Raw genomic sequence first — 19,808 nt, 5'->3', positions numbered from 1 at the left:
ATGAGACGATTGATCTTATTCTCTTTCTTATTATCTGGCATCGTTTCTTTTGGGCAAAAAAACTACGGTTCTTATAAAGATTCATTACAAAAATTTCGTGAACAGTATATTAGTACACATGATGTAGTGAAAGGTGACGATACATCTTTTCTGCAATTCTTTCCAATTGATGAAAATTATAGGGTGTTTGCATCTTTTGAGCGTATTCACGATAGTATAGGCTTTGGAATGAACACAAGTGCAGGTGTTTCATTTAAGTATTTTAAGTTTGGCAAAGCTACCTTCAATTTAAAAGGTAAAACGTGCCAGCTTTACTTGTATCGATCTGCTATGTTGATGAGGTCGCCAAAATATAAAGATCATTTATTTATTCCATTCGCAGATGAGACCAATGGGGATGAAACACATGGTAGCGGCAGGTTTATAGATTTTACTGTAAGCGACATCAGGAATAATGTTATCGAAATTGATTTTAATAAAGCTTATAACCCTTCTTGTGCATATAAAGAAGGATATGCATGCCCCATTCCTCCCAAAGAAAATACTATTAAAGTTGAAATTAAAGCCGGAGAAAAAATATTCGGCAAACCTCTAGATAAATAGCCGACATGGTTGTTTTTTAACAACATATATAAAACAAGTAAAAGCCATTGTGGCGCACTGTTACATTAAAACAGGTTGAGATATCTCAAAAAAAAGGATTAAAATTTAATACGTGTGAAATACACTGTTATATTGCATTGCTTGTACTTTTAAATTATGCTATGCAAAATTTTACACTCCCATTTACACACAAGAAAGTCTTTTTAGCCGCTTGTTTTTTTCTATTCATATTTATGTTCTTTGCCGCTCAAGTATCAGCCCAATCATTATTTATTTCAAGATTGTATAAAGTAAATGCAGATAACTCAACTAGCCAACTGGACTATAACCAGGTTTATTTTAATGATTCGTACAGCATGTCTCCAATAATAGGTGAAGATGCACCAAAGCTGGCTAATATAAATGAAACATTTTCGGTTGTAGAAAGTGGAACATCATTATTTTCTGATAGAAGGCCAACATTAAGACAAAATGATACCATCTATTTTAAATTGCTTCGTACGCTACAGCAACAATACCAGCTCCGGTTCTTTCCCAATATGCTTTCTGTAGGTAAAACAGCTTTTTTAAAAGATAATTATACCGGTAATCTTACTCCTGTTGCATTAAGTGATTCTACTGTCGTAAATTTTTTGGTAAACAGTAATGCGGCATCACAGGCCGCAGATCGGTTTAAAATTCTATTTAATACAGAAACTGTACTTCCTTTAAGTTTTATTGATGTAAGGGCAAAGCAAACAAGCGCTTCAACTATAAAATTACAATGGAGTGTAATCAGTCAATCTTCTATAAAAGAATATGCAATAGAGAGATCATTGGATGGAAGAAGTTTCGGCAAAATAGCATTTATACCATCTTTACCAAATAAAGCCGTATTGCAATATAACTGGACTGATGATGATCCCGCTGAAGGAAATAATTATTATAGAATAAGTGGTATCGATAATAATAATAAAATAAGTTATACTCCAATAGTGAATGTAACAATGGAAGGCTCAATGGCTACAATAATGATCTATCCTAATCCTGTAAGTGGAAATGTAATAGGACTGAAGTTTGAAAATATGCCGAAAGGGAGTTATGTAATGAGGCTAATTAATAACAGCGGACAGGAAGTATCTACTCAAGAAATAGATCATAATGGTAACAATTCTTATCAAACTATTCGTGTTGGCGATCTCTCCAAAGGACTTTATAATTTGGAGATAACCGGCAACGACAACTTTAAAAAAAGCCTAAAGGTTATTAAATAATGCTTTTAAGCATTTGTTGCAAACTGCCCGAAAGAACAGTTCTGTCTTGTGTATTTTATTGGGAAAGGTTTAACAAAGCTCTTAATTACACATCTTTTTTATTTTCCCTTATCTTTACTAATTCAGCATTTAGTACTAATGCTGAATTCAAAAAAGTAATAATTTAATTTTTCAGGGATTAGAGGCATGCAAAAAAAACGTATTGCAATATTTGGTTCTACTGGATCTATCGGTACACAGGCGCTGGATGTTATCCGTGTTAATAGCGATCTGTTCGAAGCGGAAATTTTAACGGCACAAACCAATGATGAATTACTCATCAAACAGGCGCTGGAATTCAACCCCAATGCAGTGGTCATCGGCGATGAAAAAAAGTACGAGACCGTAAAACAGGCACTATCATCTACCAATATAAAGGTTTTTACAGGTGAGCAAGCATTGGAAGAAGTGGCAGACTTTGACAGCTATGATATGATGCTGGCTGCCATTGTAGGTTTTGCCGGCTTAAAGCCAACACTCAAAGCCGTTGAAAAAGGTAAAGCTATCGGACTTGCAAATAAAGAAACATTGGTTGTTGCAGGCGATATAGTAATGCAAAAAGCCATTGAAAAACGGGCACCGATCATTCCTGTTGACAGCGAACATTCAGCTATTTTTCAATGCCTGGTGGGAGAGGGTAGAAACCCCATAGAGAAAATAATTCTTACGGCGAGCGGAGGTCCTTTCTTAGGCAAAAAACCAAATTTTTTGGTGAATGTAAAACGTGATCATGCGCTGCAACATCCTAACTGGAGCATGGGCGCAAAAATTACGGTTGACTCTGCAACGCTGATGAATAAAGGACTGGAGATGATCGAAGCCAAATGGTTGTTCAATTTAAAGCCCGAGCAAATTCAAGTGGTAGTACATCCGCAAAGTATTATTCACAGCATGGTGCAGTTTGAAGATGGAAGCATAAAAGCACAGATGGGATTACCGGATATGAAACTGCCCATTCAATATGCCATGGCTTTTCCCACACGCATTAAAAACGATTTTCCCCGTTACGATATGCGGCGCTTTTCTTCGCTCACGTTTGAAGAGCCCGATGTTAAAACTTTCAGAAATTTGGCGTTGGCAACAGAAGCCTTGTATAAGAACGGGAATATGCCTTGCATTCTCAATGCTGCCAACGAAATTGCAGTATGGGCCTTTCTTCGCAACCGCATCGGTTTTTTAGATATTACTGCCGTGGTGGAAAAAACCATGCAAAATGTCTCGTATATCGAGCAGCCAACACTCGATGAATATTTTGAAAGCGATGGGGAAGCACGTAATTTTGCGGCTTCATTAATTAAATTATAATTAAGGCAACAGGTATAAGGAAAACGTGCCCGGATTTTTAAGCACTTTGATTTTTTATTTTGGTACAAACAATTGTTCCCTGATTAAACATCGTTGTGTCACATTTCGTTCATCGGCATTACTACTATTAAGCTTTGTTTATGTAATGCTCCTTAGCCCTAAACCCTAAACCTTCAATAAATGACGTTATTAGCTATCAATTGGGGAAATGCAGGAATGCAGATCTTTTATCTTGTTCTTTCCTTATCTATTCTTGTAATACTGCACGAGTTTGGACATTATATTACTGCCCGCTGGTTTAAGTGCCGGGTAGAAAAATTCTATTTGTTTTTCAATCCCTGGTTTTCATTGGTAAAAAAGAAAATAGGCGAAACGGAATACGGTATCGGTTGGTTACCCTTAGGCGGCTATGTAAAAATTGCCGGTATGATCGATGAAAGCATGGACAAAGAAGCGATGAAGCTTCCGCCAAAAGACTATGAGTTTCGCAGCAAGCCGGCATGGCAACGTTTAATAATAATGTTAGGGGGGATTATAGTGAATGTGCTGCTGGCATTTGTGATCTATTCAATGGTATTATTTATCTGGGGCGAAACAAAAACGATCAATTCATCTGTTGCAGGTATTTGGTGCGTTGATCCAATAATGACTGATTCGGTTGGATTAAAAAATGGAGATAAAGTACTTGCTGTTGACGGAAAAAAAATAGAGTACTTTGAAGATATTACGAAGGCTGTTTTATTTAATGGAGGAAGCACTATTGAAGTGAATCGAAATGGTGTTGATACAACTATCAAAATTCCTGTCCGCATTTTAGGGCAGCTGGTAGATAGAAAACATTCAAAGTCGGCTTTATTAATGCCCAGGGTTCCTGCTATCGTTGGTGAGTTTAATAAGGAAGATAGCTCTAATGCAAAAAAAGCTGGATTACAACATTGGGACAAGATTGTAAAGGTAGATTCTGTTTCGATGCAATTCATGGATCAAATTCCTACCTACCTAAACAATAAAAGAAACCAGGCTGTTATTCTTACTGTTGAAAGAAATAAACAATTAATAAATCTGCCGGCAGTTGTAAATGCAGATGGAAGATTGGGCATACCCCCGCTTACACAAATGCAATATGATAGTTTGAAAGCTTTCAAACTACATATATACAAACCGGGATTTTTTGAATCTATTCCTGCAGGTTTTAATGCAGCCATAGCATCACTAACAGATTATGTGTACCAGTTTAAGCTAATGTTTAATCCTAAGACAGAAGCCTATAAAAGTTTAGGAGGTTTTAAGTCAATAGGTTCAGTATTTCCTACTACCTGGGGCGATTGGGAAGCGTTTTGGAGAATAACAGGCTTTTTATCTATTGCATTAGCCTTTATGAATTTATTGCCCATTCCTGCATTGGATGGAGGACACGTAGTATTTACTTTAGTAGAAATGATAACCCGTCGTAAGCCAAGTGAGAAATTTTTAGAGTACGCACAAATAGTTGGTATGATCTTATTGTTTGGCTTAATGATCTACGCCAACGGCAATGATTGGTTTGGATGGGGAAGAGGACATTAGAGTTGGGGGTTGTAAATTTTTAACTCACAACTTTAAAACTAAAAAAAACCGAACTTATACTCGGGGCTGACCGGTTTTGACAGCATAGTTCTTTGTAAGTGTAAGCATGTAGTGCGTTGCGTAATTAGCACTTTAATATGAATACGAAAACTTCAAATGGCAATACTTCGTATGCCATGGCTGCTTAATTAGTAATTAAGTAACCATTCGGGCCGCCGAACGGGTATACCTGTTACCAAGTTCCGCCGCCGACTCAAAACAGAAACGGGTTGCTGCAACCAAATGATGTGCTGGTTGCTTAAGACCATTCATCTAAGGAAATAATTGGTGTGTTTGGTTCCGGTTATTTCCCTACAAGTAATGCCAAAATAAACATGTAGAAAGCTTACGGCGAATATGTTTGGACCAGGGTTCGACTCCCTGCAGCTCCACTTGAAGGGACTTTGTTTAAAAGTTCCTTTTTTCGTCTAATAAAAGCAACTGTTTTTTGTTTGAGAATTAATAAGTTATGTTTAAGGATTTCTATTAAGTATAGTGTTCGATAGATGTGGTTTTGATAGTAGAGTTTATTATCGAACATCAATCTAACTACGGATTGTTTGTGTAAGTTAGAAGCGCAATTGTATACGAATTGGAAATCTGTAAGAGATAATAATTTTTTTACAGTAGTAAAAAACGTTTCATTTCCATTTCGGCTAAGCTTATCTATTCCTGCACGTAAATAAATTCGCTGTTGATTATAATCATTATGCTACCGGTTAACAAAATTGTATATTGTTTGGCCATTTGTAAGTGATAATACCTTTCCCTGCTTTAATAATGGTTCTAATATGCCATTAATGTAAAGTCCAATAAATCTTTATTCTACTTTTCGGATTTCCTCTTCAATTTTTCTACAGAATACCATTTTAGTTTTATTGAAAATTATAATTATGAAAAAGATAATTTTATTGGTAATGATATCGCTTACAACATCGATCGCCATTGCTCAAAAAATAAGTGCCTCAAATGTACCAGAAACTGTAAAGGCTTCTTTTAATAAATTATTTTCGGGTATTAACGCTAAATGGGAAAAAGAAAACGGGAATTATGAAGCGGCTTTTAAACAGAAAGGTAAAGATATGGCTGCTACATTTACACCAGATGGGAATTATCTTGAATCGGAAACAGCTATAAAGACTTCTGAGCTACCTTCCGCTTCTGTAACTTATCTACAACAAAATTACAAAGAACAAAAGATTAAAGGAGCAGAAAAGATCAGTAAGGCGGATGGTACAATAAATTATGAAGCTGAAGTAAATGGTGTAGATGTACTATTCGATTCCGATGGGAAATTTATTAAAGAAGAAAAAGATTAATTCTTTGGATAATGAAGCAAAAATTAAGCATTACTTTTTTTTATATCATAATAAGCCTTAGCTGCTTTTCTCAAAATAAAACACTGGAATATTTTATAAATCAGGCAGTGGAGAATAGTCCCTTGTTACAGGATTATCAAAACCAGGTCTTATCTGCTACTTATGATAGCCAGTTGGTACGTGCAGCAAACAAGCTACAGGTAAATGGTAGCAGCACGAATGTATACGCGCCTGTTATAAACGGTTATGGATATGATGCTGCTATAACCAATGGAGGTAATTATAACGCGTTAATAAGCGTGAACAAACAACTGAACAACGCAAAAAATATTTCTGCTCAACTACAGGATATTCAATTACAGAATAAAGACATTAGCAATACCATTAAAATTTCGGAACAAGATTTAAAACGCACCATTATCGGTCAATATATAACAACTTATACGGATCAGATGAAGGTTGGTTTCAATAAAAATATTTACGCTTTACTTTTAAAAGAAGATAGCATTTTAAAAAAGCTAACTAAAAGCAATGTTTATAAACAGGTTGATTACCTTTCTTTCCTGGTAACCTTACAGCAACAACAATTACAATTGAAGCAGTTGGTTATTCAATTTAAAAACGATTATGCAACACTTAATTACTTAAGTGGTATCAATGATACTTCTTCTACAGCACTAGACTATCCCGATATAAGCTTGAAGAGTTTACCGGATGTTAACAACTCTATCTTTTTTAAAAAGTTTGAGATAGACAGTTTGCGTTTAGTTAATAACAAAGCAATCGTAACAAATGCGTATCGTGCTAAAATAAATGTATTTGCAGATGCAGGCTACAATTCTACGTTAGCATACAGCGCCTATAAAAACTTTGGAACAAGCTTTGGTATTAGTGCGATTATTCCTATTTATGATGGTAAGCAACGAAAACTACAGTATAATAAAATAACCATTCAGGAAAGGACAAGGCAGAATTACCAATCCTTTTTTACCAAACAATATCGGCAACAGGTTGATCAATTGTTGCAACAATTGAATACAACAGACGATCTGCTTATTTCTATTAATGAGCAATTAAGATACTCACAATCCCTTATTGATGTAAATGAAAAATTATTAGAAGTTGGAGAAGTAAGGATCACCGATTATATCCTTGCTCTGAATAATTACATAAACGCAAAAGATCTTATCACACAAAATAATATGAGCCGCCTTCAAATCATTAATCAGCTTAATTACTGGAACCGGTAAAATTATTCTTATGCAAAAACTTGTTACGCTATATCTATTGTTAATGATTGCTTGCTTTAACTCCTGCAAACCAAAAGATTCTGTGCAGGAAGATGCATCAGTTGAATCGAGAACACCAGTAACCATTACTTCTATCAGCAGTGCGCCAATGGAAGATTATGTAGAACTGAATGCAACTTCTTCTTTTTTGCAAAAATGGATGGTGAGAGCAAATGCTACAGGTTATCTTCAATTGGCAAATGTTTCATTGAATAAGTATGTGGCAAAAGGACAAAACTTATTCAGCATTAAAACCAAAGAAGCACAAAGTATTGGTAATAGCATCAGCATATTGGACTCGACATTTAAATTCTCCGGCGTAAATACTATTAAGGCAGAAGAAAGCGGTTTTATTTCTCAAATAGATCATCAATCGGGGGAGTATGTACAGGATGGCGAACAATTAGCTGTTATTACTGATACCAAGAGTTTTGCATTTTTGTTGGATATGCCCTATGAACTTCGCCCCTATCTTTTAAATAAAAAGTCCTTAGAGATTAATTTGCCTGATGGAGAAAAGCTAACGGGCATTATAAGCGGCAATATGCCTACAATGGATGCTGCTTCGCAAACGCAAAAAATAATTTTAAAAATAAATGTTTCCCATCCCATTCCGGAAAACCTTATAGCAAAAGTAAGAGTGATAAAATCTTCTAAAAACAATACATCTTCTTTACCAAGAGCGGCTGTATTAACCGATGAAACGCAAAGCGATTTTTGGGTAATGAAAATGATAGATAGTACTACTGCTGTAAAAGTCCCTGTAAAAAAAGGAATTGAAACAACTGATAAAATAGAAATATTATCACCTGTTTTTTCATCAACGGACAAAATATTGTTGACAGGGAATTATTCATTACCGGATACTGCAAAGGTTCAGATCATACAATAATTAAACAATGGAAAACTTTTTCCTTTCACATAAAAATCCGCTTTCCGTACTGCTTGCTATAATAATTGCAGGCGGCATATTGGTATATGGAAAAATGCAGACCACTTTATTTCCGGAAATAACTTTTCCTAAAATAAAAATAATAGCGGATGGTGGCTTACAGCCCGCTGATAAAATGATGGTGAATGTTACAAGGCCATTGGAAAATGCTATTCGACAAATACCTAACCTAAAAACTATTCGCAGTACTACAAGCCGTGGTAGTTGCGAGATTGCAGCATTTATTGATTGGGATGCTGATGTGGATTTAAGTCAGCAAAGGATTGAATCTAAAATCAATGAGATAAAGAATGTATTACCTCCTGACCTTGGCATCACTGTTGAAAAGATGAATCCATCTATTTTACCGGTGATGGGTTATACATTAGAAAGTCATACAAAGTCGCCAATAGAATTAAAAGAGCTGGCAAATTTTACCATTAAACCTTTTCTTTCGCAGGTAGATGGTGTTTCGGAGATACGCATTATTGGCGGCAAAACAAAAGAGTATTGGTTGCAACTGAATGTACAAAAAATGAGTACATTATCTATTACTCCTGATGCTGTTTCTAATGCATTGAATCAAACCAATTTCATTAAATCAAATGGGTATTTATCGGATTATCGCTATCTATATCTTACTGTTACCGATGCTACCGTTCACGATAAAGAAGATATTAAGAATATCATTTTAAGTAACGATGGAAAAAGAATTATACAATTAAAAGATATTGCTGATGTAGAAGTGAAAGAAGCGGTGGAGTTTACTCGTATCAATGCAAATGGAAGAGAAGCAGTACTGGTCGCAGTTATCAAACAGCCTAATGCTAATCTTATTAATATCTCCCAGGGTATAGAAAGTAAAATATCAGCATTAAAGAATATTCTTCCCAAAGATGTATCTATTCAACCTTATTATGTACAGGCTGATTTTGTAAAAGATTCTGTAAAAAGTGTGAACGATTCTTTGTGGATAGGATTGGTGCTTGCGATTATAGTTGCTATTATTTTTCTTCGGTCTTTAAAAGCAAGTGCTACTATTCTAATTACGATACCTGTTACGCTGGCGTTGACATTAATAGTATTATATGCTATAGGATATACATTAAACATAATGACGCTTGGCGCTATTGCAGCAGCCATTGGTTTAATAATAGATGATGCGATAGTAGTAGTAGAGCAGATTCATCGTACACACGAGGAGCATCCCGAAGAACCTACCAACTCTTTGCTACAACGGTCCATTAATTATTTATTCCCCGCAATGGTTGGATCGTCGCTCAGTACCATTGTTATTTTTATTCCATTTTTATTAATGAGTGGTGTTGCAGGTGCTTATTTTAAAGTATTGACAGACACTATGATCATTACCTTGATCTGTTCATTTTTTGTAACATGGTTAGGCTTGCCGGTTATCTATCTGCTGTTGACAAAAAATAGCCATTCTAATTCAAGAGTTCCTGTCGCACATCCGGTAAAAACACAACGATGGGTATCTTTTTTTATTCTTAAACCTTATCTCAGCTTTATTATTATAGCTTTATTTGCAGGACTTATCTGGTTTATATTTCCAAGATTACAAACAGGATTTTTGCCTGAGATGGATGAAGGCAGCATTGTGCTTGATTATAGTTCACCGCCGGGAACATCCTTAGAAGAAACAGATCATATGCTTCAGGAAATGGAAAAAGTAATTGTAAAGATTCCTGAAGTAGAAGCCTACTCAAGACGTACAGGTACGCAAATGGGTTTTTTTATTACAGAACCCAATACGGGAGACTATTTAATACAATTAAAAAAGAACAGAACTAAAAGTACGGATGAAGTTATCAATGATATACGTACTAAAGTAGAGGCGATAGAACCAGCCATGCGTATCGATTTTGGGCAGGTGATAGGAGACATGTTAGGTGACCTGATGACCTCGGTTCAACCAATAGAAATAAAAGTATTTGGCAATGATCCTCAGCAATTGCAACAATTGGCAAAACAAATAGCCGAAGTTACAAGCAATGTAAAAGGAACGGCTGATGTATTTGATGGTATTGTAATAACCGGGCCTTCCATAAGCATTGAACCGGATAATACAAAGCTTGCGCAGTTTGGTATTACACCTGCCAACCTGCAATTGCAATTGCAAACCGCAATGGAAGGTAGTGTGGTAAGTAATGTTTTAGAGAAAGAACAAAGCATCTCAGTACGATTATTATTCCAGGGGAATAGAAAACTAAGTGTAACGGATATTGATCATTTACAAATATTTTTACCAACCGGAAAACTCATCCCTATTACATCATTGGCAACTGTAAAAATAAGTACCGGTGATGCCGAGATAGAAAGAGAAAATCTTCAATCGATGGGAGTTATAAGCGCAAGGCTTGATAGTCGTGATTTGGGGAGCGTTATGAAAGAGATTCAGAAAAATATAGCTGCCAATATTAGTTTGCCGCAAGGTTATCATATTTCTTACGGCGGTGCTTATGCTGAGCAACAACAATCTTTCACAGAGTTATTAACGATATTGCTCACATCGAGCTTATTGGTATTCGGGGTAATACTTTTTCTTTTTAAAGATTTCAAAATTGCTCTAACTATTTTGCTGATTGCTGTTTTGGGTATTGCCGGAAGTTATGCAGCCTTATATTTAACAGGCACGCCATTAAATGTGGGAAGTTATACCGGCTTAATTATGATAGTAGGTATTATTGGGGAGAATGCCATTTTTACTTTTCTGCAATTCAGAGAGTCGCATAAAACAAGATCGGTGGATGACTCGATTGTTTATTCTATATCTACAAGACTTCGCCCTAAATTAATGACAGCATTGGGTGCTATCATTGCATTGATGCCGCTGGCATTAGGAATAGGAACAGGTGCTCAGCTGCACCAGCCATTAGCAATTGCTGTTATTGGCGGGTTTATAGCCGCACTGCCTTTATTATTGATCGTATTGCCAAGCATGATACGTTTATGGTATAACAAACATTCAAAATAAACAGTGCTTCAGAATTACTACAAAATGCAGAAGTAGGTTTGATGTCTAAACTATAAATGCACTTCAATGAAACACATTATTAAAACTACAGTTATTACTATGCTTGTTGGAATTTCTATGTCGGCAAGCGCACAAAGCAAAAGCGGTTATCATGTTATCAATACTTTTCACATGGCAGGTACAACCGGTTGGGATTATATTAAGCTTGATCCGGGTTCCAATAAATTGTTTCAATCTCATGGCACACAAGTAAATATTTTAGATAGAACAACAGGCGATTCTTTAGGGGTTATTCCAAATACTACAGGGGTACATGGTATTGCGTTTGTTAATAGCATGAATAAAGGTTATACCAGTAATGGAAAATTAAATACTGTTACTGTCTTTGATCTTACATCATTTAAAATATTAAAACAGGTACCTACTGATCAAAACCCTGATGCAATTATGTATGATGGCTTTTCAAAAAAGATAATTACCTGTAATGGTAGAGGTAAGAATTTAAGTATTATTGATCCGCAAACAGATACTGTTGTAGCAACAATAGCATTAGAAGGAAAACCTGAAGAAGCCGTAAGCGATGATGCCGGGAAACTATACGTTAATCTTGAAGACAAAAGTGAAATTGCAGAAGTTGATATAACAGCAAATAAAGTATTACAACGTTGGGCTATTACACCCGGAGAATCTCCTACAGGATTGGCATTTGATAAAAAGACAAAAAGATTATTTGCAGGTTGCGATAATCAATTATTAATAGTACTGGACGCCGTTACCGGTAAAGTAATTACTAAACTCCCTATTGGAGACGAATGTGACGGAACCGCATTTGACCCAACACTTAAATATATTTTTGCTTCATGCGGAGATGGCACATTAACAGTGATAAGCGAAGAATCGGAAAATGAATTTAAAATAGTAGACAAAGTTGCTACCAAAAAAGGTGCAAGAACAATTACTATAGATGAACATACGCATTATGTTTATCTTCCTACTGCAGAGTTCGAGCCTTTGCCTGTTGATGCGGACAAGAAAACAAAGCCTAAGATCATTCCCGGTAGTTTTCAAATAATAGTTTTAGGAAGATAAAAAGCTTCTGTATTTTCTTAAGTTGGTTTTTGTAACTTAAACCAAAATTGCAGTAATGAATATTCTCATAGTAGAAGACGAAAAATCATTAAGCGAAAATATTGCTGATTATCTAAAGCGGGAAAATTATAACTGCGAAATAGCTGCTGATCTTGCTGGTGCCATCAATAAAATTGATGAACATGAATACGATTGTATTTTGTTGGACATTACAATTCCCGGTGGCAGCGGATTACAATTACTAAAAGAATTAAAGGCAGAGCGCAAAAGCGACGGAGTATTAATTATTTCGGCTAAAGATTCGCTGGATGATAAAATAGCAGGATTGAATTTGGGAGCTGATGATTATTTGTCAAAACCATTTCATCTTTCGGAACTTGGAGCAAGAGTAGCGGCGATCATACGGCGGAAAAATTTTGAAGGAAATTCTAATATAGAGTTTAATGATATCGTTATTGATACTCAGGCAAAGCAAGCTACTGTTTTTGGACGACAACTGGAATTGACCAAAAAGGAATATGAACTTTTACTATATTTTATAAGCAATAAACGAAGAGTAATATCCAAGAATGCAATAGCAGAACATTTATGGAGAGACGGAGCATCCGATAATCACGACTTTATCTACACGCATATTAAAAACCTTCGAAAAAAGTTATTGGAAAGCGGTTCAGAAGACTATATTAAATCTATTTATGGAATGGGATATAAGTTTACGGATTAATGAAACTGTCAGCAAGATATAACCGGATAAGTATTATAACAGCCATCATTGTATTGTTGGCAAGCAGTGTTTGCTATTATGCAATTATAAGATATGCACTGATTAATCAATTGGACCAGGATCTACAGATAGAAGAACAGGAAGTTTTCGATTTTGTAAAGATCAACCATGCATTACCTACGCCTTCTAATTATGAGGATCAGCAGATATCATTTGAATTACTCACACAAAGCGTTCAGCGAAAATTCAGTAGTCGATATATTTTTGATTCGACGGAAAAAGAAAAGACTCCTGTACGCCAACTTATTTTTCCTATAGTGGTAAATGGGAAAAACTATAAAGTAGTTGTTTCAAAATCTCAGGAAGAAACAGAAGACCTTATCCAGCAGATTTTAGTTATTACTTTAGGAACAGTGATTGTATTGTTGTTGATGCTGTTTCTCCTTAATCGCATTTTGTTACGTAAACTATGGCAGCCATTCAATATAACACTGAAAGAGTTAAAACAATTTGATCTTACTATTAAGCCGGAATTACAATTAACAACTACTTCCATCAATGAATTTGCTGAATTAAACCAGGCAGTTCGAATGATGGCAGAAAGAGTTAATAAAGATTATAATACATTAAAGACATTTACCGAAAATGCTTCGCATGAAATGCAAACACCGCTTGCTGTCATTAATTCCCGCCTGGATATATTGATACAGGATGAAACAATTAGTTCAGGTCAAATGAAATTGTTAGAAGGGGTATATGATTCTTTGGGTAAGTTATCAAGACTTGTTCAATCACTTTTACTCTTAGCTAAAATAGAGAACAATCAGTTTAATGAAACAACAGATATTCGCTTAGATGAATTAGTAAAAGAAAAGATTATCCAGCTGGAAGAGTTAGCACAAGTTGAAAATCTTACTATTACTGTTCAGTTGGATAATACGGCTATCAAGACTAACAGATATCTTGTAGATATATTGATCTCGAATCTTTTTAATAATGCTATTCGCTACAATAAAAAAGATGGAACAATAAATATACTTTTAAGAGATAACAAACTGACATTTTCTAATACTTCTTCAATTGCATCCTTAGATGAACAAAAGGTTTTTCAGCGTTTTTATCGCTATGCAGGTATTGAAAAAAATGGTAATGGACTAGGATTGTCTATTATAAAACAAATAAGTGATATAGCAGGATACTTGCCTCAATATAAGTATCACAATAATCTGCATGAATTTTCTATAACATTTTAAAAAGCAAAAGCATTGTTTTTTATAGTAGCATAGTGTTTCTTATCAATATACTTTTGTACTTTATATCCCAGCCATGCGCTGCCTGCCCCAACAAAAGCTCCCGCCAATACATCAGAAGGATAATGTACGCCTTGATACATACGTGCCCATCCAATGCTTGCCGCCCACAAATAAGAAGGCCCAATGACGTACCATTTAGGAAAGTATAAGCTTAATGAAGTAGCCGTACAAAATGCAGATGATACATGCCCGGAAGGAAAAGAATAGCCATCGCCATCATAACGATCGGAAAATGTTTGGGGATATTTTATGAATGGGCGTTCCCGTTTTACAATTTGTTTGGTAGACTGTGTAATGAAGGTAGACACGACAAAAGCTCCGGCTATAAAAAAAGAGTTTCTTTTCAATTGTTTATCGTGGGTTATCAAGCCAACAGTAAATATACTTACAGGAGCCGCAACATTGAAAACAATTACACTCTGAGCGTCAACTTTAAAAAAATTATTCTTGAAAGAGGTTTCATTTTTATAGACAGTGTTTAAAAGGTTATAGTCAAAATTCTGTGCTTTTGCTTTTGAAAATGCAAAAACCAATAAGAATGAAAGAAAATATTTCATGGCATCAAACCTACAAGTTGATTTTGTAGTAATTCTGAAGTAGTTAAGTAAGTGCGATAAAGTCTAGCCAAAGGCTAATTAAAGGGAGGCTTTTGATATCCATCAAAAAAGGCGGGCGGGATGGGAGGAAAACTGCATAGTCCGGCTTTTAGTTTTGGGTACCTTTAGAATATGGCGCAGTCTCAGCAAGTTTTACTGCACATTCTTTATCAGAACCTAATACAAGTGAAACAGAGCGGTAATTTTTAGGATAGAATTTGAATTGCGCCTTATCTATAATCATTAATACTAGCTCAATCGTTCTTTATTAACCACTTTTTTTGTTCGGAATAAACTGCTATAAAACAAGCACCGTAATACAATATAAAGGAAGAATAGAAAACAAATAGTAACAGCAAAACAAAAGAACCTGATGAGCCATATAGTTTACCAATATTGCTATTGATTAATAAAACCTTTAACAAAACCCTCCCTACAATAAATAGTATGCTTGTCAATAATCCGCCAACAATTGCAGCGTTCCATCTTGGCTTGCCGTCTGCAAGAAAACGAAATAATATAACGAACCATGTAGTAACAATTATTACACTACTTACTTCATTAAAAATCACTTTGAAATATATACTGCTGCCTGTAAGAATATCTTCAGTATAATTCCCGCCAATGGTTTCAATACTTTTAAAGAACAAGTTTACAAAGAACAGTATGCCTATCAATAGTATAACTGCAAAGGACCTTAAGCGGCTTCTAAGATTATACAAAAGGCCAGATCTTTCGACAGTTATAGTCCATATTTGATTAATTGAATTTTTAATGACGATAAATAAGGTAGTAGCTACAAACAAGAGAAACAAAAATCCAAATAAAATAACATACCAGTGATTATTGAAACTGCGTATGCTATGAATGACCTGCCTTACTTGATCTGCTCCATCCTGTCCAATATTGCCTGCAATATTTTCAATCAATCCATGGCCAATAATTTTGGGGCTAAGGAATAAATGAAAAAATTGCGCCAGTATAAAAACAATAAATGGTAAAGCAAAGGTGGTAAAAAATGCAGTAGCTCCCGCAAGCCGTAATGGATCATTTTTACGCAACAAATGCAATGATGGAATGATACTGCTGCTAATATTAGATAATGTTGTTTGCTTTTTCATATAGGTTAAAGATAATAAAACGCATACGTTCTTTCTTTACTCCTTTGTTATTATAGCGCCAGTTAAATTCATCTGCATATAAAATTTTCATTTATCTGTTGCCATAATATTGATATTAAGTGAAGTGTCACAAAAATTAATAATGTATAAAATAATACTATTTGTAAAAAATATAGTATTTTAGTGAACTATTTTATTAATATGAATTATATTTTAATTAAGCAAGTGATTGAGCTCGTTCAGCAATTTGAAGTAGAAAGTAATATTTCTAAGTCAAGAAATGGCGTCGAGGATTTTAAAAGATGGATAGTTGACAATTACAATAGCAATGCTTCAAATAACGAACCTAATTGGGAAGGCAAAGAAAATGGACGAAGTCCAGAGAGCGTAATTAACACTTTCATTGTTCACTTGAATAGATATGCAAAGGGCTATTCCAAATCAGCAATATTTGGATCAGATTTTTCTAGTCAAGAAGATTTTATTTATTTGATCAATCTTAAGGCATTTGGTGAAATGACAAAAATGGACTTGATAAAAAAGAATGTTCACGAAAAGCCTGCAGGCATGCAAATTATCGGTCGGCTGATTGCACAAGGTTGGATAAATCAAACAGCTTCCGAAGTCGACAAAAGGAGTAAAGTTTTAAAAATCACTAAGAAAGGCATTAAAGTTTTAGAAACTCAAATGAGCAAAATTAGAAAAGCAACAAAAATTGTAACAGGAAATTTAACACACAACGAAAAGATGGAATTAATCAGGCTCCTTACTAAGCTAAATGATTTTCATCGACCAATTTATGATAAGAACATCGAACCTGAATATTTATTAGAAGAAGCACTAAAAGATAAAAAGCGATGAAAAAAAGAATAGCAGTTATTGGTTCTGGATTTTCTGGATTATCTGCTGCTGCTTATTTGGCAAAAGCGGGAAATGAGGTTCATGTATTTGAAAAACATAATCAGCCGGGAGGAAGAGCCAGGCAATTTTCAACAGAACAAGGTTTTGTTTTTGATATGGGTCCAAGTTGGTATTGGATGCCTGATATAATTGATGATTTTTTTAATGATTTCAGGTATAAAGTGTCTGATTTCTTTGAATTGATTTCATTAAATCCACAGTTTGAAATGATTTTTTCAGATACAAAATTTAGTGTTCCTCAAAAGTTTGAAGAACTAAAAATTTTGTTTGAACAAATTGAGAAAGGTGCAGGCTTACAATTGGAAAAATTTATGCAATCGGCAAAATACAAATACGAAGTAGGTATGAAAAATTTTGTCAACAAGCCGTGTTACAACTGGCGTGAATTTATATCTCCTCAAATAGCTAAAAGTGCATTAAAATTGGATTTGCTGACCAACTTTAGAAATTATGTTGCCAAATATTTTAAAAGCGAAAAATTAAGAACATTAATAGAGTTTCCGGTAATCTTTTTAGGCGCATCTCCCAAAAACATTCCGGCACTATACAGTTTGATGAATTACGGTGGTTATGTTTTAGGAACATACTATCCCATGGGTGGCTTTTATAAATTGGTACTTGCAATGAAAAGCTTAGCTGAAAAACAAGGCGCAACTTTTCATTTTAATCAAACTGTTGAAAGCATCAATGCACAAAACGGTAGAGTAATATCTTTAACTATCAATGGCGAAAGTTTAGAGTTTGATGCTGTTGTAGCTTCTTCGGATTATCATCATACAGAAACCCTTTTAAAGAAAGAGTATAGAAATTATTCGGACACATATTGGCAAAACAGAACATTTGCGCCATCGAGCCTGATTTATTATTTAGGTATTAATAAAACACTACCCAATCTGAATCATCATACACTATTTTTTGAAAATGATTTGGATGAACATATTGATTGTATTTACAGTGAAAAAAAATGGCCCCTGAAACCACTCTTTTACGCCTGCTGTCCCTCAAAAACAGATAATTCGGTTGCACCTCAAGGAAAAGAAAACCTGTTTTTGTTGATGCCTTTACCTATTGGAATTAATGATGAGGAAATAATCCGGGAAAAGTATTTTACAGAAATGCTTTCGAGAATTGAAAACCACACAGGCATAACAGACTTACGGTCGAGTATTGAGTATAAAAGAAGTTATTGTATCAGCAATTTTATTTCAGACTATAATGCGTATGGCGGAAATGCTTATGGACTGGCAAATACACTTCGTCAAACAGCGGTTTTGAAACCTAAAATAAGAAACAAAAAACTGAAAAATTTATTCTACACAGGTCAGTTGACCGTTCCCGGACCTGGAGTTCCACCTTCTATCATATCGGGTAAAATTGTGGCAAATGAAATAAACAAAATAAAACCTGAGTATTATGAAACAGCTGTTTGATGAACTTTCTTACTCAGTAAGTAAGATAACGACTCAAAAATACAGTACGAGTTTTTCTTTGGGCATTTTGGCTTTGAAACCGTCTATTCGTTCGGGTATTTATGCAATTTATGGATATGTGAGATTGGCAGATGAAATCGTAGACAGTTTTCACGGGTACAATAAAGAAAAATTGTTGAACAGACTTAGAATCGAAACTGAGATCGCGTTGGAGGAGGGCATTTCGCTCAACCCAATTTTACAGTCTTTTCAAGAGATCGTACATAAATATCAAATTGACAAAAAGCTAATCGAGCAATTTTTGCGTAGTATGGAAATGGATTTACAAAAAGTAGACTACAATTCAGAATTATACCAGGAGTATATTTTTGGATCAGCAGAAGTAGTTGGATTAATGTGCCTGCAAGTTTTCACAGAAGGTAATAAGGAGAAATATGAAGAACTAAAACCTTATGCAATGAAGTTAGGTTCAGCATTTCAGAAAGTTAATTTTTTGAGAGATTTAAAAAATGATTATGAGATTCTGGGACGAACCTATTTTCCCAATATTCATATCAATGTATTCAACAACCATGCGAAATCCAAAATTGAAAAGGAAATTGAAGAAGAATTTAATGAGGCTTTAATTGGAATAAAGAAGCTTCCCAATTGCTCTATGTTTGGTGTGTATTTAGCATACAGATATTATTTGTCTTTGTTTAACAGGATAAAAAGAAAATCATCGAAAGAAATATTGAATAGTAGAGTTAGTGTTCCTAATTCCTATAAGGCATTGGTAGCGTTGAAAAGTTATATACGCTATAAAACAACTCTTTTATAATGAGAATATCTTTTTTACTTATATGCGCCTTATTCTTTTTCTCCGGGTTTAATTCAAACATTCTGGATGAAGTGAGAACTAATTACGGAAAGTTTGCCTCCGATAAAGAAATGTGCGAACGAATGATTACGGAGCTTTCTAAAACAAAAAATAATTCCGCAACACACCTCGCTTATCTTGGTGCGTTGCAAACCATTTGGGCAAAGCATGTTTTTAGCCCCATAAGCAAACTCAATACATTTAAAAAAGGAAAAACAAATATCGAAACTGCTATAGGCAAAGAACCTGGAAATGTGGAATTGAGATTTATTCGTCTTTCTGTTCAAAAAAATGCTCCGTCTTTTTTAGGGTATAATTCAAATATAAAAGACGATGCTGATTTTATTAAAAAAAACAAACATCAAATTAAGTCAGAGATCGTGCAGAAAAATATAGAAATGCTCTTAAATAACTAA

Annotated in this window: 17 protein-coding genes and 1 other RNA gene; 16 read left to right on the top strand and 2 right to left on the bottom strand. The window is 34.8% G+C overall.

The features are described from left to right. From K9M53_RS11740 to K9M53_RS11685, 12 genes are all read left to right on the top strand, one after another. Nucleotides 1-603 carry a DUF1684 domain-containing protein gene (locus K9M53_RS11740; protein WP_224015079.1) on the top strand — a complete coding sequence of 201 codons (603 nt, stop codon included), beginning with the start codon at nucleotides 1-3 and terminating at the stop codon, nucleotides 601-603. 233 nt (nucleotides 604-836) lie between these two features. After that, on the top strand, nucleotides 837-1,856 hold the full coding sequence (locus K9M53_RS11735) for a T9SS type A sorting domain-containing protein (RefSeq protein ID WP_224015077.1): 1,020 nt from the start codon (nucleotides 837-839) through the stop codon (nucleotides 1,854-1,856). Nucleotides 1,857-2,042: 186 nt separating this feature from the next. Continuing rightward, nucleotides 2,043-3,200, top strand: coding sequence for a 1-deoxy-D-xylulose-5-phosphate reductoisomerase (locus K9M53_RS11730; protein ID WP_224015075.1), 1,158 nt, complete (start codon nucleotides 2,043-2,045; stop codon nucleotides 3,198-3,200). A 180-nt stretch (nucleotides 3,201-3,380) separates the two neighbouring features. Further along, nucleotides 3,381-4,766 (top strand): RIP metalloprotease RseP, encoded by a 1,386-nt coding sequence (gene rseP / locus K9M53_RS11725; RefSeq protein WP_224015072.1) that lies wholly within the window; start codon nucleotides 3,381-3,383, stop codon nucleotides 4,764-4,766. A 62-nt stretch (nucleotides 4,767-4,828) separates the two neighbouring features. Then, nucleotides 4,829-5,200: a transfer-messenger RNA gene (ssrA, locus tag K9M53_RS11720) on the top strand. Between the two features lie 498 nt (nucleotides 5,201-5,698). Then, nucleotides 5,699-6,124, top strand: a complete 426-nt coding sequence (locus tag K9M53_RS11715; protein WP_224015071.1) for a PepSY-like domain-containing protein — start codon at nucleotides 5,699-5,701, stop codon at nucleotides 6,122-6,124. An 11-nt stretch (nucleotides 6,125-6,135) separates the two neighbouring features. Then, nucleotides 6,136-7,374 (top strand): TolC family protein, encoded by a 1,239-nt coding sequence (locus K9M53_RS11710; protein WP_224015069.1) that lies wholly within the window; start codon nucleotides 6,136-6,138, stop codon nucleotides 7,372-7,374. A gap of 10 nt (nucleotides 7,375-7,384) precedes the next feature. Continuing rightward, nucleotides 7,385-8,305, top strand: coding sequence for an efflux RND transporter periplasmic adaptor subunit (locus K9M53_RS11705; RefSeq protein WP_224015067.1), 921 nt, complete (start codon nucleotides 7,385-7,387; stop codon nucleotides 8,303-8,305). A 7-nt stretch (nucleotides 8,306-8,312) separates the two neighbouring features. After that, entirely contained in the window at nucleotides 8,313-11,339 is a 3,027-nt protein-coding gene (locus tag K9M53_RS11700; protein WP_224015065.1) for an efflux RND transporter permease subunit, read from the top strand. Nucleotides 11,340-11,405: 66 nt separating this feature from the next. Continuing rightward, a complete protein-coding gene (locus K9M53_RS11695; RefSeq protein ID WP_224015063.1) occupies nucleotides 11,406-12,428 on the top strand; it encodes a YncE family protein in 1,023 nt (340 codons plus the stop codon). 55 nt (nucleotides 12,429-12,483) lie between these two features. Then, complete coding sequence (locus tag K9M53_RS11690; protein ID WP_224015061.1) at nucleotides 12,484-13,152, top strand: response regulator transcription factor; 669 nt, start codon at nucleotides 12,484-12,486, stop codon at nucleotides 13,150-13,152. After that, nucleotides 13,152-14,405 (top strand): sensor histidine kinase, encoded by a 1,254-nt coding sequence (locus K9M53_RS11685; RefSeq protein WP_224015059.1) that lies wholly within the window; start codon nucleotides 13,152-13,154, stop codon nucleotides 14,403-14,405. The genes K9M53_RS11690 and K9M53_RS11685 overlap by 1 nt, the downstream gene beginning before the upstream one ends. Here the strand turns inward: K9M53_RS11685 and K9M53_RS11680 are convergent. Both K9M53_RS11680 and K9M53_RS11675 read right to left on the bottom strand, forming a co-directional pair. Further along, nucleotides 14,402-15,022, bottom strand: a complete 621-nt coding sequence (locus K9M53_RS11680; RefSeq protein WP_224015057.1) for a phosphatase PAP2 family protein — start codon at nucleotides 15,020-15,022, stop codon at nucleotides 14,402-14,404. The genes K9M53_RS11685 and K9M53_RS11680 overlap by 4 nt on opposite strands. Before the next feature lie 293 nt (nucleotides 15,023-15,315). Continuing rightward, entirely contained in the window at nucleotides 15,316-16,182 is an 867-nt protein-coding gene (locus K9M53_RS11675) for a YihY/virulence factor BrkB family protein (RefSeq protein WP_224015055.1), read from the bottom strand. A gap of 201 nt (nucleotides 16,183-16,383) precedes the next feature. On the opposite strand from K9M53_RS11675, the gene K9M53_RS11670 reads away from it, so the two are divergent. From K9M53_RS11670 to K9M53_RS11655, 4 genes are read left to right on the top strand one after another with little or no spacing between them, the layout of a single operon-like run. After that, a complete protein-coding gene (locus K9M53_RS11670; RefSeq protein ID WP_224015053.1) occupies nucleotides 16,384-17,043 on the top strand; it encodes a MarR family winged helix-turn-helix transcriptional regulator in 660 nt (219 codons plus the stop codon). Continuing rightward, nucleotides 17,040-18,533 (top strand): phytoene desaturase family protein, encoded by a 1,494-nt coding sequence (locus K9M53_RS11665; RefSeq protein WP_224015051.1) that lies wholly within the window; start codon nucleotides 17,040-17,042, stop codon nucleotides 18,531-18,533. The genes K9M53_RS11670 and K9M53_RS11665 overlap by 4 nt, the downstream gene beginning before the upstream one ends. After that, nucleotides 18,517-19,353 (top strand): phytoene/squalene synthase family protein, encoded by an 837-nt coding sequence (locus K9M53_RS11660; RefSeq protein ID WP_224015049.1) that lies wholly within the window; start codon nucleotides 18,517-18,519, stop codon nucleotides 19,351-19,353. The genes K9M53_RS11665 and K9M53_RS11660 overlap by 17 nt, the downstream gene beginning before the upstream one ends. Next, nucleotides 19,353-19,808, top strand: coding sequence for a hypothetical protein (locus tag K9M53_RS11655; protein WP_224015047.1), 456 nt, complete (start codon nucleotides 19,353-19,355; stop codon nucleotides 19,806-19,808). The genes K9M53_RS11660 and K9M53_RS11655 overlap by 1 nt, the downstream gene beginning before the upstream one ends.

The organism is Ferruginibacter albus (genome assembly GCF_020042285.1).
GTDB classification, from domain to species: Bacteria; Bacteroidota; Bacteroidia; order Chitinophagales; family Chitinophagaceae; genus Ferruginibacter; species Ferruginibacter albus.
This window is presented reverse-complemented; position numbering and strand designations above follow the sequence as displayed.